This window comes from Planococcus plakortidis (assembly GCF_001687605.2).
GTDB lineage: Bacteria > Bacillota > Bacilli > Bacillales_A > Planococcaceae > Planococcus > Planococcus plakortidis.
This window is the reverse complement of record NZ_CP016539.2, coordinates 347,281-360,736: the sequence shown is the minus strand read 5'-3', so window position 1 is coordinate 360,736 and position 13,456 is coordinate 347,281. Positions and strand designations below refer to the sequence as shown.

The window sequence follows — 13,456 nt, the reverse complement described above, 5'->3', positions numbered from 1 at the left end:
CCTTTTGTCTTTTTTTGAAATTTCTGCATACCTTTTTTAATCATAGAGGAGTAATTTAATATTGTAAATGTTCTGTTTTTTATTTTTTCGCCTTATGGCTTTCTTCATATAATTTCAGTTTTGTATAAACGGTTTCCAGCACCGGGACCGGGATATCCGTTTGCTTCGCTTTTTCGATAAGATGGCCTTGCAGGTGATCGGCTTCGATGCCCTGGCCTTTTTCCATGTCGCGCTGCATGGACGATTTCATACTATCGTCCATGCTGTTCACCTTATCGAGCTGGATCGCTGCGATCCCTTTTTTGATCGGCGCATCGATTTCCGTCATCACCGCTTCAAGTTCATCGAGCAGCGATCGGATGGCGGATTGGCCGGATGGCAGCTTGCGGATGGGGCCGATGGGCGATTCCATGAGTGAAGTGATGCCGGACATTGCTGTGATGAACATATATTTATGCCACATATCCTGGTCGATATCCTCACTCAAAACGAATTCCGCCTTTGTCCCCTCAAAATGCGATTTCAATTTTTGGATGCGGTCTGTCCGCTCGCCGCCCCGCTCCCCGTAAACCAATTGATGGATCGGGCTCGTCTGGACGATCGACCCGTCTTCTCCGATGGTTGTCTCGATAAAGCATAAGCCGCCGATCACCGCTCGCTCCCCAAAAGCCGATACCAGCTGCTCGATGTGCGCGATGCCATTCAGCAGCGGCAAAATCATCGTCTGTTCACCGACAAATGGGCGGATATCTTCGATGGCTTGCTCCAATTGGTAAGCTTTTGTCGATAGGAGAACGATATCGAACGGCTCGGCTTCCATCGTTTTCGTCAAAAGAGCCGGCTGGAGATGAAGATCTCCGTGCCGGCTATTGACGCGCAAGCCTTCTTCTTCAACCTTTTTTTTGCGCCCTTCCCTGACTAGAAATGTTACGTCTTCGCCTTTTTCCAGCAAACGCGCACCGAAGTATCCTCCGATGCCGCCTGCACCTACCATCAACATTCTCATCGTGACACATCCTTTTTAATTTTGTTTATAGATCCAGCGCTCCGCTTCCATGACCCGTTCGCATCTGCCCTCAGCGCGCAAATATTCAAGATGGGCCAATGTTTCCCCGACCGCAAAACGCATTTCGTGGACGGTCAACGGCCGGTCGAACAGGCGCTCGCGCACTTCAAAAATCGTTAGCGGCTGTTCAAGCATCTGCCACGTCGCCTCCAAACGTTCTTCGTGATGGGCAAGCAATTCATCGATTCGTTTGTTTGCGCCTTGGAACGGCTGGCCATGCGATGGGATGACCCACTCCACATCCAGTTTGCGGATTTTCCCCAAAGAACTCATATACGTCAGAAGCGGATTCGGGTCGCCATGGAACCAATAGGAAATATTCGGCGTGATGCGCGGCAAGATATGGTCAGCTGCCAATAGCACATTATATTCGCGTTGATAGAAACACACCATGCCATCCGAATGCCCGGGCACGAACAGCACTTCGTATTCCAAGCGGCCGATGCGGATTTTCTCCCCTTCTTCGAAGTAGTGATTTACATCCGGAAGCGGGGAAATAAGGGGTTGAAAGGCTCTCGTATTGTCTGCCATTTCCTGCGCCGCTTCCTGCGGGATGCCCGCCGCTCTGTAATAGCCGGGCAACGCATCCAAGAAATCCTCATTCCAGGATTTCATCCCTGCGCCCGCATCGATTTTGCTCATGGAGACACGCGCACTGGTCTTTTCTTGCAAGCCCCCCGCATAGCCGAAATGGTCGGGATGGTAATGGGTCAGGAAAATCTGCCCTACCTTTTTATCGCCGATTTCTTTTTTCCACAACTCTCTTGATACGTCATTGTTCAATCCGGCATCGATAATCGTCCAGCCTTCTTCTCCTTCCGCCATGAAGCAATTGACGTGGTTCAGCCTGAACGGCAACGGATGCCTCACGAGCTTCAATCCAAGTTTGGCGAGCAGTTCCTGGGATTCGGCTTGTTGGACATCGTTCATGGCTTCAGCACCAGCTTGCCGATCGTTTTTCTGCTTTGCAATAATTCATGTACATCAGCTGCTTGTTCAAGCGGATAGGTGCCGCCGATCGTCAGTTTCAACTTTCCACTATTCATATATTCGAGCAGTTCCTGAAAGCTGCTTTGGAACAAATCCGGTTTGCGCATGATTTGTGGAAGGAAAAAGCCGACGACCGATTGATTGCGTTTCATCAATTGCCCGGGCGCAAACGTCGCCTGTTCCCCGCTCGCTGCTCCGAAAATGACCAATCGCCCGAATGGCGCCAAAGTTTTCAGCGTATCGTTGAAGACGCTGCCCCCAACCATTTCAAGTGCGACATCCACGCCTTTTCCTTCAGTCATTTCTTTGATGCGCCCTACCCAACCTTCTTCGCTGTAATTCACCAAATGCGTGGCGCCCATTTTCTCCGCATGAAACAGTTTTTCTTCCGTACTCGCCGTGGCGATGATTTTTCCGGCACCGAAAAGTTTGGCGAGTTGTACGGCGATCGTCCCGACGCCCCCTGCAGCAGCATGGATCAACACTGTTTCTCCCGGCTCGAGACGGCCCATGGTTTTCAAGATATGGTAAGCGCTCAAGCCTTGAAGCGGTAATGCGACCGCTTCTTCGAAACTGACCCCTTCCGGAACCGGCGTCAATACCTGTTCCGGGATCGCCGCATATTCAGCGTAGCCCGATGATTCGATCAAAGCGACGACCCGGTCGCCCGGTTTAAAGCGCGTGACGCCCGATCCTGTTTCAACGACCACCCCCGCTACTTCAGAACCTGGGATATAAGGCAATTCGGTCGGCACGACATATTTCCCTTCACGCCTTGCCGTATCCGCATAATTGACGCCCGCCGCTTTCACTTCAATGAGCACTTCATGATCTTTCGGCTTCGGCTGTTCCGAATCGATATATTGAAGCACTTCCGGACCACCGTATTGTTTGAACTTCACCACTTTCATGTCTTTTCCCCCTTAGCTGATATACTGCCCTGCCTGATAAATCGTTTGAGCCAATTCACGTTTCGCTTCAGCTGTCCCGCCGCGCTGCAGTCGGCTGAGTTCGGCGGTCGCCATTGCCGTATAGCGCGCCAGTTCTTCTCCTTCTGTGATGCCTTGGATTATGTGGCGCGCCGTCATCTCGGTTTCGAGCAAGGCATCATCGATGAACACCTGGGCCATCCCCACTTTGTGTTGTGCTTTTTCCTCATTCTGTTCGAGCGCTTGCACCGTCCGCGCGACCGCCGATTCAGCGGCATACAAGGCAATCGCAAGGTCCGCGAGTTTCAACAGCGCTTCCTGCTGTTCGCCGATCCCATTGCCGTATGATTTCGCAGCAAGCCCGAGCGTACTGAGGAAGACGCGCCGCATCGCCCTTACGGCTTCCGTCTCGCGGGCAAGCGTCCCGATATACGGAACTTCCGGCGCCTGCATTTCCTCAAAAGCTTGCGTCGCTGCTGCTTCCAGGTCGAACGCGCCTTTTGCGGCAGCTTTTAATGCATTGCCCGGAACGAGCAGCCGGTTCACTTCATTCGTGCCTTCGAAAATGCGGTTGATGCGCGAATCCCTATACACTTGCTCGATTTTATATTCTTGGATATAGCCGTAGCCGCCGAATAGCTGCAGGCTCTCATCCGCGACAAAATCCAATGTCTCAGAGCCATATACTTTGCAGATAGCGCATTCGGCGGCATATTCCATCATCCGTTTGGCGATCAATCCGTGGTCCTGCGATTCATACAATCCGCCGAGCGCTTCTTCGAGATAGCCGGCGGTCCGGTATTGCAGCGATTCCAAAGCGAATATGCGCACCGCCATATTCGCCACTTTTTCTTGTGTCGCCGGGAATTCCGAAATGGCGCGATTAAACTGCTTGCGCTCCTGCGTGTAGCCAAGTGCCAGCGACAAACTGAATTTGGCAGCGCCCATGCAAGCCGACCCTAAATTAAAACGGCCCAGATTCAAAACGTTCAAAGCCACAAGATGGCCTTTCCCGACTTCCCCAAGGACGTTTTCCACCGGCACTTCACACTCTTCGAAAATGACCGGTCGCGTCGATGACCCTTTGATGCCCATTTTCTTCTCTTCCGGCCCGAGCGATAATCCAGGATGCTTCTTTTCAACGATAAATGCCGTGAACGCTTTGCCGCCCACTTTCGCATAGGTGATGAAAGTGTCGGAAAACGCGGCATTGGTGATGTACATTTTGGTGCCGTTCAATATATAATGCGTTCCTTGTTCGTTCAGCACCGCTGTGGTCTGGGCAGAGAGGGCGTCCGAGCCCGCTTCCGGCTCCGTCAGGCAATATGCCCCGATGAATTCACCGCTCGCGAGTTTCGGCAAATAATATTCTTTCTGTGCAGGCGTGCCGAAATAGGTGATCGGCAAGGTCGCGATGCATGTATGGTTGGAATGCGCCACGCCGTACCCGCCTGCCGGGCCAAGTGATTCGCCGACCAGCCCTTTGCTGATTTTATCGAGCCCGAGCCCGCCGTAAGCTTCTGGAATGCTGTGTGCGAGAAGCCCCAGTTCGCCTGCTTTGCGGAAGAGCTCCTGGACGAGTTCGAAATCCTGCCCTTCCAGCCGCTCATTATGAGGACGCACTTCTTTCTCGAGAAACTGCTTCGCTGTTTTCGCAATCATCTTATGTTCATCGGTAAACTGTTCAGGTGTAAAGATCGGTCCCGCGGCCTTCATGAGGAAATCAGCGCCCCGGTATACATTCGCCTCAGCTTTCATCGTCTCCGTCCCCTTTTCGTTCGAATATGTACCGCTTTGCTTCCATTACATGGCGTGCATGCCGCCGTCAACCATCACGACATCGCCAGTGACATAGTCCGATGCTTTCGCCGCCAGGAATAAAGCCGCGCCTTTCAAGTCTTCATCCGTCCCGAAGCGGCCCAATGGCGTTCTTGCAAGCAAGCCTTCCTCGCCATGCTTCATTACTTCTTTCGACATTTTCGTCGGGAAGAACCCTGGTGCAATGGCGTTGACGTTGATGTTATGGCGCCCCCATTTCGCTGCCAAGTCTTTCGTGAACGTGATGACTGCCCCTTTGCTCGTATTGTAGCCGATTGCATCCATCAGCTTCGGGTCAATCCCCCCGAGTCCCGCAACCGAAGCGATGTTGATGATCTTGCCGCCGTTTTGCGGGATCATCACTTCCCCGACAGCCTGGCTCATGAGGAACGTCCCGGTCACATTGACTGCCATCACTTTGTCCCAAGCTTCAAGCGGCATCTCGGATACCGGCGCGCCCCAGGACGCCCCCGAATTATTCACGAGAATATCGATCGTCCCGAAAGCTTCAACCGTTTTCTCCACCACAGCTCTAACGTCTTGCGGATCGGTCACGTCACATGCAAGCGCTAGGGTTTTCACACCTTTCGCCTCAAGCTGCTTGGCGACTTCCTCGCATGCTTCCACTTTGCGCGAACATAGCACTACATTGGCACCGGCTTCCGCAAACCCTTCCGCAATTTGGGCGCCAAGGCCCCGGCCGCCTCCCGTCACGATTGCTGTCTTGCCTGTTAAATCGAATAAATTCATCACTGGCATCTCATTTCCTCCTTCAATATAAATACCGACTAGTCGGTATGTTCAGAATACTTGAACTTTATGTTACCGTTTTCATGAAGAATATGCAATCGCCGGAGCGCACCGAAAAGCCGCCCCCTACGGTCAGGGGTTCGGCTCAAGGAAGCTTTATTTACCCGGTTTCCATAGTGCTCATCAATTCCGCGAACCGCGCAAGGCCGACATTGCCTCCCGAGATCACCGCGACGATGGTTCTTCCCGGTGCACCGGCCTTGCCCGCCATCACGGCAGCTGCGGCAACAGCACCTGAAGGCTCCACCACTTGCTTCGTGCGGACGGCGATATCGTGCATCGCTTCGATGATTTCATGCTCTTCCACCAACACCAACCCATCGAGCAATCCGCTCACAACCGGGAATGTCAGGTCTCCTGGCTGCGAAGTCCGCAAACCATCGGCAATCGTTTCGGTCGGGCCGATTGCTGTAATCTCCCCCCGTTTCAAAGATACGGCCGTGTCATTTGCAAGCGCCGGTTCTGCGCCGATTACCAGTACATCCGGCCGCTTTGCTTTTACGGCTGTCAAGATGCCCGAAATCAACCCTCCGCCTCCGACAGGCACGACGATGATATCCGTCTCGGGCATTTGTTCAATGATTTCCAAACCGGCTGTTCCTTGCCCGGCGATGATATCGTCATGATCATATGGAGGGATGTAGACGCCACCTTGTTGGTGTGCGAGTGATTTGGCGTGCGGAATCCGCTCCGCGGAAGTCGTGCCGCAATATTCCACTTGCCCGCCATACGCTTTGATCGCTGCGACTTTTGCAGCGCTTGCATCGGTCGGCACAACGATGACAGAGGCGATGCCGAGCTCGCTGGCCACATAAGCGACAGCTTGCCCGTGATTGCCGGAAGAAGCGGCCGTTACGAGCGTCGCCCCTGCTGATACGGCGTTGGTCACGGCGTTCGCCGCCCCGCGGATCTTGAACGAACCCGTCTTCTGCAAATGCTCCGCCTTGAAGAACACCCGGCGTCCCCATTTTTCCTGGAGCGACCGTGAATGAATGATCGGCGTTTTATGGATGATGTGCTGAATGCAGCTTTTTGCTTGTTCTACCTCTTCAATTTTAGTCAATGGCCTCGCCCCTTTTCTGTTTAGCTTAACATAAGAGTGAATATTCAGTTACCTGAAGGCGGACAATGCGACAGAGCCGTGCATTCTTCATAAGGAAAGAAAATGCGTTAAACTGATAGCACCGAGTTGTTTTAAAGGAGGAGACATTATGCTTAAACGCTTAGTCATCACCGGCTATAAGCCGCACGAACTTGGCATATTCGACGATAAGCACGAAGGCGTCCGCTTTATCAAGAAAGCGCTCGACAACCGCCTGCGCACATTAATAGATGAAGGGCTCGAATGGGTGATCCTGAGCGGCCAGCTCGGCGTCGAAACCTGGGCCGCTGAAGTGGTGATCGAGTTGCAGGAGGAATTTCCGCAATTGCATTTTGCGATCCTTACGCCTTTTGAGGAGCAAGAGAAAAATTGGAACGAAGCGAAACAGGAAAAATACGAATTCCTGTTATCCCAAGCTGATTTCCATCGCAGCCTGACGAACAAACCCTATGAAGCGCCCTGGCAATTTATCGAGAAAAATAAATTCTTCCTCCGGAATTCCGACGGCATCCTGCTGATCTATGATGAGGAGACAGAAGGCTCGCCGAAATTCATCAAGCAGGAAGCCGAACGCTATGCCGAGAAGAACGAGTACGAAATCCTCATCATCTCTGCCGACGACCTCCGCCTCGTCGCAGAAGAAGAACAGCAAAACGAATGGAATGGCTGGTGAACGGACGCCCTGCACTTCTTGTGCAGGGCGCTTTTCAGCTGGCCAGTCTATCCAGCTTCCTTATTACTGCATTCAATATGCGACTAAATCAATTCCGCGCTTCCTGATGAAGCATTTGACTATTCATCTTGATTCCTATAACCTTAATAGTTATGTTAAAAAAACATCATAGGAGGAAACATGAACAAAGCAACTAAAGTTTTCTATATTGCATTCGCACTCGTCATTTTGACTGTCGGTTTCGGGGTCATCGCGCCGGAAGTTTTCGAACAGGCGACAGGCACGATCCGAACTTATATCAATACAGCTTTCGGCTGGTATTACTTGATGATCATGGCGCTTCTCCTGATTTTCGTCATTGTGATCGTCATCAGCCCTTACGGCAAAATCCGTCTCGGCCGTGATTCGGACCGGCCTGAATTCTCCACTTTCAGTTGGCTGGCCATGCTGTTCTCGGCTGGCATGGGCATCGGCCTCGTCTTTTACGGCGCTTCTGAACCATTGTCCCATTTCGCCATCCAGCCAGCGACGGCTGAACCCGGCACGGACGAAGCTTTTAAGGAAGCTTTGCAGCGCACTTATTACCATTGGGGCATCCACGTCTGGGCCATGTACGGAATGGTCGCACTATCCCTTGCATTCTTCCAATTCCGCAAAGGGGAGCCGGCCCTGATCTCAACCACCTTGAAGCCATTATTCGGCGAGCGCATGAACGGCCCGCTCGGCACTTTGGTCGATGTCTTGGCTGTATTCGCCACCGTTTTCGGTGTTGCCACATCGCTCGGCTTCGGGGCTGCGCAGATCAACGGCGGGATTGCGTATCTATTCGGCGCCCCACAGGAATATTGGGTGCAGATGGTCATCATCGGCGTCGTCACTTTACTGTTCATCATTTCGGCTTGGTCGGGGCTGAACAAAGGGATCAAGTATTTGTCGAATACCAATATGGTGCTCGCCATCGCACTGCTTGTCTTGATCCTCATCCTCGGGCCAACGATTTTAATCCTTAATTTGTTTACGGAAACGTTTGGGGCTTACGCGCAGAATTTGATCAGCCTGAGTTTCCAGTCTGCGCCGCTGGATGCGGAAAACCGCAGCTGGCTTGATGGCTGGACAATTTTCTACTGGGCATGGTGGATCTCCTGGGCGCCATTCGTCAGCATGTTCATCGCCCGCGTTTCCAAAGGCCGCACGATCCGTGAGTTTTTGATCGGCGTTGTCCTTGCGCCGACCCTTTTCGGCTCGCTCTGGTTCGGCGCATTCGGGACTACGGCGATCGATATCCAGAAAAGCGGCATCGACTTGACCGCGTTCCCGACCGAACAAACTTTGTTTGCGACATTCAGCCAATTGCCGTTCGGGATCATCATGTCGATTATCGCGATCTTGCTCGTCAGCACTTTCTTCATCACATCCGCTGACTCGGCGACTTTCGTCCTCGGGATGCAATCGACAAAAGGCTCGCTGCTCCCAAGCAACCAGATCAAGATCCTCTGGGGCATCGCCCAGTCGCTTGTCGCTGCAATCCTGCTCTCTGTCGGCGGCTTGACCGCTGTCCAAAACACCATCATCATCGCCGCTTTGCCGTTTTCATTCGTCATGATCCTGATGGTCATCGCGCTGTTCAAGGCTTTGAACACCGAGCACCAGTTGATGCAGCGCAAAAAATAGTTTCCCGCCCGCCATTACCCGATGGCGGGTTTTTTCTATAGCTTATCGCTGCATCGAAAGGGTATAGGACAGTAATGATATTTTGGAGGTGCTTGCATTGGAAGAAGAAACGAAGAAAATCATCCAGGATTCACTTGATGCCTTGTATGAAAAAAAGGAATTCCTCCCTGATTTGACCGGCGGCGTCCGCACACAGGCGTTCAATTCATTAAGCGCGATCATTTCCACTCCGAACAATATCCACAAATCGTTCTTGCGGGTCCCCAGGGAAGACGGCACGATCGAACGGATTCCCGCTTATCGCGTACAGCATAACGATAGTTTAGGGCCCTATAAAGGCGGCATTCGCTTTTATGAAGGAGTCAACGAGGAAGAAGTCGTCAATTTGGCCTTTTTGATGACCTTGAAAAACGCCCTGCATCAAGTACCATTTGGCGGCGGCAAGGGCGGCATCGTCATCAACCCCCGCAATTACAGTGAAAAGGAATTGAATATCGTATCGCGTAAATATGTCCGTTATTTCGCCGATGTCTTGGGCCCCGATAAAGACATTCCCGCACCCGATATGGGGTCTGGCGAACGCGAGATGGACTGGATGATGGCAGAGTATAAAAAGATCCACCATGGCAAGCCTTATCTCGGCAGCTTTACCGGCAAAAGCGTCGTCAACGGCGGATCGCTCGGCCGCCGGGAAGCGACAGGAAAAGGCGTTTATTTCACTTTCCGTTATATGATCCATGATTATGTCTTGGCGCACAAGGAACAACTGGAAAATTCCGTAAACCCCTTTTCAAAAACCGCATTGGAGCATGCCGAGCGCCCGTTGAAGATGGCGGTCCAGGGATTCGGGAACGTCGGCTCTGTCGCTGCGCTCGAAGCTTATCAATGCCGTTCCTTGAACAATCACGTCATCGCCGTCAGCGACCGCAACGTCACCCTGTTTAACGAAAATGGCCTCGATATCCCAAGCTTGGTCGCTTTCACGTCAAGCAATCGGGGCGATTTACCGAAGGATGATGCGGAACTTGGCAAATCCGGCATCCAGGCAGAAATCCGCGGGCGCGATGAATTATTGACCTTGCCCGTCGATGTGCTCTTTTTGGCGGCGCTTGAAGACCAGATCCACCAAGGCAATATGGAACATATCCAGGCCAAGATCATCGTAGAAGGCGCAAACGCACCGACGACACGGGTTGCCGATGAGTATTTAGACAATCAAGGGGTCATCATCATCCCGGACATTTTAGCCAATGCTGGCGGTGTCATTGTCTCGTACCTTGAATGGCTGCAGGGCCGCGAAACCCAATATCATGAAGAGTCGGAAGTGTTCCGTCTGCTATTGGAGAAAATGCAGGAGACAATGGACACGATCCTTCCCCAATATTTCGGGGACCCGTATCCACTTCGCGAAAATTGTTTTATCCATGCCGTACAGCGTTTATCGACTGTGCTGCACAAACAAGGCAAGCTCTATTGAAAAAGACAACCCGCTGATAGGCAGCAGGTTGTCTTTTACTTTATCATCACATGTCCAGCAGCTTTTCGGATCGCTTTCCGCTCAGCCATTTTCTGCTATGCGTTTTTCGTAAGAATGGCGATATGCGCCCCGGCGGAACTTCAGGATCGGATCGTCCGAACAGCTGATGCCTGTAGTCATTACAGTCGGGTCATACAGCGCTTGTTCAGCTTCATCATCGGGCGCTTCGATCACCAATCGCCCAAGAAAGATGCGTTCACGGTCTTTCGGCCAATCGCGCGTCGGATCGTCTGTCGGATCATCCGCTTCACCGATGATCGCATACAACTTGAAGGACACGGGGCTGCGTGCGGTTCGCTCTGCCAATTCCTGTTCGTAATAACCGAAAGGCAAGTCCTTCATATCCTTTAAAGATCGCTTGTTTTCACCTGCATCCGGCTCAAACAAGTATTTGATCGCTTGTCTGCTTCCGCCTTTTTCGAAATGGAACGCGTGAATGGAATGGTAGATGCCCGTCGCAAAACTTTCCGGCACCGTCATTTTTTTCACGCTTGAGAACATCGCCCTCACTTCAGGAAAATCGGTCAGTAGCTCTGCCAATTCCATTAATTTCGGCCGCCCCTTTTTGAAAGACCTGGATACTTCAAGCATCTCCATGAAACGCTCCGGCGAACGGGCGAAGAACACCGGCGAAGTCACTGAAACGATATTCGTCACCTCTTCAAACCCGATCTTGAATTGGATCGCCATCCCTTTTACCGGCGACATGGCATCCGCCCACGTGGGGTCCGGCGAGAAATGGGAAAAGCGCAACAGCACTGGCACCTTCGCTTGTTGAAAATGTGCAGCATCGGTCAACTCGGCGGCCTCCCCGCTTCCTTCGAATATTCCTTTATAACCCGCGCCCCTGGCATGCGCACGCCGGTAGCCTTTATGCTCGCCGAAAATTCCTTCGATTTGGCTGATTGCCTGCTGCTCCTTTTGGTTAAATTCCATGCCACCACTCCTTTGTTCTTTCATACCCGCTATGCTTATAATTAAAAAGAACGGGAATACCTTTTAATAGAGTGATTTACTAAAGGAGGAATTGGAATGGATTTTCAACACCAAGACAACCGGATCGCCATGTTCGATGGTTCGGAGGAAGTCGGCTTTGTCAGCTATATCGAAAACGGGGACGTACTGACCATTGACCATACGGAAGTAGCGCCACAACTCAGCGGCCAGGGCATGGGCCAAAAACTGGTCGGCAAAATGGTCGAACACGCAAGAAATGAAGGCAAATCAGTGGATCCCCAATGCCCCTATGCAAAAAAAGTGATTGAACGTACCGAAGAATTCCAGGACGTGCTGGTGGAATAAAGGATAGAAAAAAAGGAAGCCGCTGCGGCTTCCTTTTTTTAGTATCGAGAAACTTCAAATATTCATCTTTCATTTCACTCAAGCTTCCCATAACAACTGTGCTCCCACATCTGCGCGGCCGATGCGTCGCAAATGAGCGAACCTAGTAAATGCTTCGTTCATTCATTCGCTTCCTTTTTTCATTACTGGAAATTAACGGAAATCTCCGTCCGCTACGTTGTAGAGGTAGCTCCAGTTGTCCGCTTTGTGCAAATCGTGGAATGTCAGCTTGTCGCCTGTGCCAAGTGTCACTTCTTCGCCCATGATGGCGACGACCATGGCCGTACCTGCGTTATCCAGGTTCAAATAGACATCGCCGATTGACGGGCGGATGGAACTTCTGTCACGCAAGTCTTCTGCAAGCTGTGCGTCATGCCGTTTCTGCTCTTCTGACACTTTCCCTTCATCGAAATAGGCAATGTCGTTGCTGCCCGGTTCTTCTCCCGGGACCATCACGAAGAATTCTTTCGACTTGACCGTATTCTGTCTTGTCGTGATGACATTCTTGCCTTCGACCGACTCGATTTTCTCGAACTCGTTCAAGGAATAATGGTCCATATAATCCGGATCCGGCTTGGCGATCAGGATGTAGCCGCCTTCTTCTGCTGATACGTCTTCGCGCAAGGTGTAGCGCTCCCCGAAGAACAGGAACGAATCCATGTGTTTCGGCTTATAGAGCGACACTTCGTCAGCACGGCTTGCCACTTGCTCCATGTCCTTGACACGGAACATCAAAACCGATTTTTTAGCGAGCGGCTTGACGGAATAAACTTTGTGCAATTCATTTTTGTAATAGACGAATTGGCCTTTTCTAACTTGAAGTAATTTCATTCTTTCCCCTCCGATACTATCAGTGCTATGGAACATTTTAGAGTAAATAATACAGGAAGTCCATGCAGTCAAACGATTTATCTGCTATTGTGAAAACATCCCAAGATTCTGTAAAAGGAGTGAAGCGCATGGAATACGAAAGCCGCGAAGAGTTCATCATCAAGAAATACCAGCAGGACGAAGAAACGATGGTCCGCGTATTTGTCCAATGGTGCGTCAACCATAAAATCGACCCGCTCGCGCTTTACACGGCGGCATACCCCGGACAGGCTGAAAACCAGCTGTTGAAAACCGCGATGGAAGAAACCGAAGCTTTCGAATACGAGATCGGCGGCGATGTCCTTGTCGAAGTGCTCCAGTCATTCGGCAACGATGACTTGGCGTTCGAAGTCGCAAATGCGATGGAGAAATTGCCGCGCAAGGAATAACTTAGCGGTTTCCCTTGCGCGCCAATTCTTTCGCCTTGTTTTCGATATGGGTCGTGCGCAAGTTTTCCAGGCGGTTCGAAGAGACACGGCTATAGATGCCGTCGAATTTCGACGCCGTTTTTAATTCCTTGCTTTCCACGTCCGCCACGTCTTCCGGTTCTGAAGGCGTCCGCTCTTCCACTTCCTTGGTTTCCTTGTCCATCGCGAGTTCACCCCTTTCCGCAAACAAATCCCTTTTTTCAACCGTTCCCTTGAATCGC

At 51.6% G+C, this 13,456-nt stretch carries 14 protein-coding genes; 5 read left to right on the top strand and 9 right to left on the bottom strand.

All coding sequences use genetic code 11. The features are described 5' to 3' along the window. Window positions 1-79: 79 nt before the first annotated feature. The 6 genes from BBI15_RS01920 to BBI15_RS01895 form a co-directional block, all read right to left on the bottom strand. Window positions 80-1,006, bottom strand: coding sequence for a ketopantoate reductase family protein (locus BBI15_RS01920; RefSeq protein ID WP_068871749.1), 927 nt, complete (start codon window positions 1,004-1,006; stop codon window positions 80-82). A 15-nt stretch (window positions 1,007-1,021) separates the two neighbouring features. Next, complete coding sequence (locus BBI15_RS01915; RefSeq protein WP_084632709.1) at window positions 1,022-1,996, bottom strand: MBL fold metallo-hydrolase; 975 nt, start codon at window positions 1,994-1,996, stop codon at window positions 1,022-1,024. Continuing rightward, on the bottom strand, window positions 1,993-2,967 hold the full coding sequence (locus BBI15_RS01910) for a quinone oxidoreductase family protein (protein ID WP_068871747.1): 975 nt from the start codon (window positions 2,965-2,967) through the stop codon (window positions 1,993-1,995). Before BBI15_RS01910 ends, BBI15_RS01915 begins: the two co-directional genes overlap by 4 nt. Window positions 2,968-2,979: 12 nt before the next feature. Further along, complete coding sequence (locus BBI15_RS01905) at window positions 2,980-4,743, bottom strand: acyl-CoA dehydrogenase family protein (RefSeq protein WP_068871745.1); 1,764 nt, start codon at window positions 4,741-4,743, stop codon at window positions 2,980-2,982. A 45-nt stretch (window positions 4,744-4,788) separates the two neighbouring features. Beyond that, window positions 4,789-5,562 carry an SDR family oxidoreductase gene (locus tag BBI15_RS01900; RefSeq protein ID WP_068871743.1) on the bottom strand — a complete coding sequence of 258 codons (774 nt, stop codon included), beginning with the start codon at window positions 5,560-5,562 and terminating at the stop codon, window positions 4,789-4,791. A gap of 151 nt (window positions 5,563-5,713) precedes the next feature. Then, window positions 5,714-6,676, bottom strand: a complete 963-nt coding sequence (locus tag BBI15_RS01895) for a threonine/serine dehydratase family protein (protein ID WP_068871741.1) — start codon at window positions 6,674-6,676, stop codon at window positions 5,714-5,716. Window positions 6,677-6,824: 148 nt separating this feature from the next. Here BBI15_RS01895 and BBI15_RS01890 point away from each other — a divergent pair, with 148 nt between their 5' ends. The 3 genes from BBI15_RS01890 to BBI15_RS01880 all read left to right on the top strand — a co-directional run bounded on the left by BBI15_RS01890 (window position 6,825) and on the right by BBI15_RS01880 (window position 10,536). Continuing rightward, window positions 6,825-7,388 carry an SLOG family protein gene (locus BBI15_RS01890; RefSeq protein ID WP_068871739.1) on the top strand — a complete coding sequence of 188 codons (564 nt, stop codon included), beginning with the start codon at window positions 6,825-6,827 and terminating at the stop codon, window positions 7,386-7,388. Window positions 7,389-7,568: 180 nt separating this feature from the next. Further along, on the top strand, window positions 7,569-9,059 hold the full coding sequence (locus BBI15_RS01885; protein ID WP_068871737.1) for a glycine betaine uptake BCCT transporter: 1,491 nt from the start codon (window positions 7,569-7,571) through the stop codon (window positions 9,057-9,059). Window positions 9,060-9,156: 97 nt separating this feature from the next. Then, window positions 9,157-10,536, top strand: coding sequence for a Glu/Leu/Phe/Val family dehydrogenase (locus BBI15_RS01880; protein ID WP_068871735.1), 1,380 nt, complete (start codon window positions 9,157-9,159; stop codon window positions 10,534-10,536). A gap of 81 nt (window positions 10,537-10,617) precedes the next feature. On the opposite strand, the gene BBI15_RS01875 is transcribed toward BBI15_RS01880, so the two are convergent. Next, window positions 10,618-11,532 carry a catalase gene (locus BBI15_RS01875; protein WP_068871733.1) on the bottom strand — a complete coding sequence of 305 codons (915 nt, stop codon included), beginning with the start codon at window positions 11,530-11,532 and terminating at the stop codon, window positions 10,618-10,620. A 96-nt stretch (window positions 11,533-11,628) separates the two neighbouring features. Here BBI15_RS01875 and BBI15_RS01870 point away from each other — a divergent pair, with 96 nt between their 5' ends. After that, the gene (locus BBI15_RS01870) at window positions 11,629-11,898 is read left to right on the top strand and encodes a GNAT family N-acetyltransferase (RefSeq protein WP_068871731.1); all 270 of its coding nucleotides are present in this window, start codon (window positions 11,629-11,631) and stop codon (window positions 11,896-11,898) included. Window positions 11,899-12,090: 192 nt separating this feature from the next. Here the strand turns inward: BBI15_RS01870 and BBI15_RS01865 are convergent, their stop codons facing one another. Beyond that, complete coding sequence (locus BBI15_RS01865) at window positions 12,091-12,768, bottom strand: hypothetical protein (protein WP_068871729.1); 678 nt, start codon at window positions 12,766-12,768, stop codon at window positions 12,091-12,093. Between the two features lie 128 nt (window positions 12,769-12,896). On the opposite strand from BBI15_RS01865, the gene BBI15_RS01860 reads away from it, so the two are divergent. Further along, the gene (locus BBI15_RS01860) at window positions 12,897-13,196 is read left to right on the top strand and encodes a hypothetical protein (protein ID WP_068871727.1); all 300 of its coding nucleotides are present in this window, start codon (window positions 12,897-12,899) and stop codon (window positions 13,194-13,196) included. Window position 13,197: 1 nt separating this feature from the next. Here the strand turns inward: BBI15_RS01860 and BBI15_RS01855 are convergent, their stop codons facing one another. Beyond that, on the bottom strand, window positions 13,198-13,398 hold the full coding sequence (locus BBI15_RS01855; RefSeq protein WP_068871725.1) for a hypothetical protein: 201 nt from the start codon (window positions 13,396-13,398) through the stop codon (window positions 13,198-13,200). Between the last annotated feature and the right edge of the window lie 58 nt (window positions 13,399-13,456).

Coding starts and splice junctions, on each gene's coding strand:
- BBI15_RS01920 (WP_068871749.1), bottom strand. CDS start 1,006: ATGAGAATGTTGATGGTAGGTGCAGGCGGCATCGGAGGATACTTCGGT.
- BBI15_RS01915 (WP_084632709.1), bottom strand. CDS start 1,996: ATGAACGATGTCCAACAAGCCGAATCCCAGGAACTGCTCGCCAAACTT.
- BBI15_RS01910 (WP_068871747.1), bottom strand. CDS start 2,967: ATGAAAGTGGTGAAGTTCAAACAATACGGTGGTCCGGAAGTGCTTCAA.
- BBI15_RS01905 (WP_068871745.1), bottom strand. CDS start 4,743: ATGAAAGCTGAGGCGAATGTATACCGGGGCGCTGATTTCCTCATGAAG.
- BBI15_RS01900 (WP_068871743.1), bottom strand. CDS start 5,562: ATGCCAGTGATGAATTTATTCGATTTAACAGGCAAGACAGCAATCGTG.
- BBI15_RS01890 (WP_068871739.1), top strand. CDS start 6,825: ATGCTTAAACGCTTAGTCATCACCGGCTATAAGCCGCACGAACTTGGC.
- BBI15_RS01885 (WP_068871737.1), top strand. CDS start 7,569: ATGAACAAAGCAACTAAAGTTTTCTATATTGCATTCGCACTCGTCATT.
- BBI15_RS01875 (WP_068871733.1), bottom strand. CDS start 11,532: ATGGAATTTAACCAAAAGGAGCAGCAGGCAATCAGCCAAATCGAAGGA.
- BBI15_RS01870 (WP_068871731.1), top strand. CDS start 11,629: ATGGATTTTCAACACCAAGACAACCGGATCGCCATGTTCGATGGTTCG.
- BBI15_RS01865 (WP_068871729.1), bottom strand. CDS start 12,768: ATGAAATTACTTCAAGTTAGAAAAGGCCAATTCGTCTATTACAAAAAT.
- BBI15_RS01860 (WP_068871727.1), top strand. CDS start 12,897: ATGGAATACGAAAGCCGCGAAGAGTTCATCATCAAGAAATACCAGCAG.
- BBI15_RS01855 (WP_068871725.1), bottom strand. CDS start 13,398: ATGGACAAGGAAACCAAGGAAGTGGAAGAGCGGACGCCTTCAGAACCG.